The sequence below is a fragment of the Bacillus sp. AP50 genome, assembly GCF_040492675.1.
In the GTDB taxonomy this organism is placed as follows: domain Bacteria; phylum Bacillota; class Bacilli; order Bacillales; family Bacillaceae_G; genus Bacillus_A; species Bacillus_A cereus.
Window position 1 is genome coordinate 1 of the sequence record NZ_JBEUTW010000228.1, and the last position, 2,248, is coordinate 2,248.

The window sequence follows — 2,248 nt, forward strand, 5'->3', positions numbered from 1 at the left end:
AAATAAAGATGTACAATTGCCTACTTTATGAATTTTTTATAATGATATATAGAAAGGATTCATTAAGTTATGTTTGTTGGGAAATAACATTTATATTTCTTCTAAAATAAACAGGGTACAAATTACACATATCAGCCTGTTTATTTTAGAGAAAAGTTGTTTATAAGTAGTTCTTTTCTTTAAAAGAAGGAACTACATTTTTTAAATTAAATTTCTACATGAATAAATTTAGCACGGGAAAGGAATTGAACTTATGTCTAATTTAAATTTCATTTCTGATCAATTTGCTGCAATTCTTAAAGGAAAGAGTAAAATAAATCAAGGTGGTTGTTCGGTGTCTTTTCACCGCAATTTTAAGGTCCTGGTTCAAGGAAAACCAAGTGCCTATGTAGTTCCCGTCGGAGTAAGTTTTGAATCGTTGGATCAAAATGGCAATGCATTAAATTTAGGAGAAATCGCGGTTCTACAAGAAGAGATCCCTGCATTTATGAAATCAATTGTACAACAAGGAATTATTGTCAGTGCTTTACATAATCACTGGTTATACATGAATCCCTTAATTATGTATATTCATATCCAATCGGTGGAGCACCCGTTACATTTTGCAAGAAAATTGGCAAATTCATTTTTATCGTTAAGCAGCTATCCTGTTACTAATAACGAAGGGCAATAATTTATCTACAATCATAGATATAGTAATAATATGTACCAGACTCCATGCACGTTGCGCTTGTATAAATAGTATTATCTAATGTATCTTCTTCCGTTATTACTCCTCCTTTTGGAACCTCACAATTTTACAAAATACGAAAAATGACCGATATACCCTCTTCTTCGTTATCTATACCCTGAATATTTTATTTACCATACGCTGCCCGTATAAACCTTGATAGTAGGGTGAAATCTCCATTAAGTCCCATTGAACCTGAACCTTGTCCAGCAAGTTGATAAGATATGAAAAACTGCCGATACCCCCTCTTCTTCGTTATCTATACCCTGAATATTTTATTTACCATACGCTGCCCGTATAAACCTTGATAGTAGGGTGAAATCTCCATTAAGTCCCATTGAACCTGAACCTTGTCCAAAAGCACTTAATGGTATATCCCCCTCGCATGGCTGCGATTTAAGACCATATATTGTCTTAAATTTTGTAAATGCCAATTAAACTCAGGACTATTAGTCACTACTCCTTGTCGATTCTAATACAATAGATTCACCCCATTTATCCGCTAAAATCCAATGTAATGGTGGAGTAACTCCTAAAGCAGGTAATGGTACCTCCCAAAAGGAAATACTAGCTACAAATTTTTTTAACTCTTCAACAGATTTGAATTGTGTCTTTCGAAACCAGAAGAAAAGCCAATAGATTTCTGAAAACTGGGCGTATGATTTGATATTGTAAAGCCCTCAGGCATCAATTTGTTCATCACCTATCATCATGTATCCCTTGGTTGAAACCATCAGCTTTTCTGTACCTCTTCCCAGTCGATAGCTCGAAAAGTTATGAGTGTTGAGCTCAACTTAACGACGACGAGAGCTGCTCCCCAATTAGTGATGAAACCCATTATCACATTTCGTATCATGTGGCATAGGTCCATCCAAGGAATCCAGAAAGGCAACGGCCTGTTTGAGGTTCCTCAAAAATAAATGCGCGAGATCCATAGAAAACCCGTTTCGAACCACAACGCGCATAATCGTCACTGCTTCTAGGTCTGGAGGCAATGGATATGCGGGTACTTGCCAGCCGAACACACGCAATTGTCGAGATAAATCATAAAGGTTCCAGTTTAATGTGTAACCTTTTTTCAGTTGCCAAGCGAAAACCGGAATATCCGAACCATCGGACAAAAGTTCGAACGGTTCCATCTCCTGAATTGCCTTGCTAAGAAAAAGAGCGACCTTTTGAGAAGCCCTTTGGACATCATAGTACCCACTTTTCCCCAAACGCAGGTAATTGTAATATTGTAGAAGCACTTGTGCGCCAGGACGTGAAAAATTCAAGGCAAAAGTCGGCATGTTTCCGCCTAAATAGGAGACGCGGAAGATTAAATCATCAGGGAGATCATCAGCTTCCCGCCAAATTATCCAACCCAAAAGAAACGGTGCTATAAATCCGCCCGAAGCCGCATCTACATGCATAGGAATGTCGAGTCCCGTCCTCTCCTGTAAATCGTCCAACGCTTTTGCAATGGCGGCAACCGGTTCGTAAAGTCCGGTATAAGTCTCACCGAGAATCGGTACCACA

2 protein-coding genes and 2 pseudogenes are annotated in these 2,248 nt (G+C 38.2%); 1 reads left to right on the top strand and 3 read right to left on the bottom strand.

Annotated features, from left to right (window positions below; genetic code table 11):
- Positions 1–253: 253 nt before the first annotated feature.
- Positions 254–673, top strand: coding sequence for a DUF1259 domain-containing protein (locus ABWK52_RS17680; RefSeq protein WP_000067578.1), 420 nt, complete (start codon positions 254–256; stop codon positions 671–673).
- Between the two features lie 4 nt (positions 674–677).
- On the opposite strand, the pseudogene ABWK52_RS17685 reads toward ABWK52_RS17680, so the two are convergent.
- The 3 genes and pseudogenes from ABWK52_RS17685 to ABWK52_RS17695 form a co-directional block, all read right to left on the bottom strand.
- A pseudogene (locus tag ABWK52_RS17685) lies at positions 678–938 on the bottom strand (linear amide C-N hydrolase); the annotation flags it as partial.
- 67 nt (positions 939–1,005) lie between these two features.
- Positions 1,006–1,398: pseudogene (locus ABWK52_RS17690) on the bottom strand (linear amide C-N hydrolase).
- Between the two features lie 153 nt (positions 1,399–1,551).
- Positions 1,552–2,248, bottom strand: a 697-nt coding sequence (locus ABWK52_RS17695) for a pyridoxal-dependent decarboxylase (protein WP_353772042.1), incomplete at its 5' end; no start/stop codon positions are given.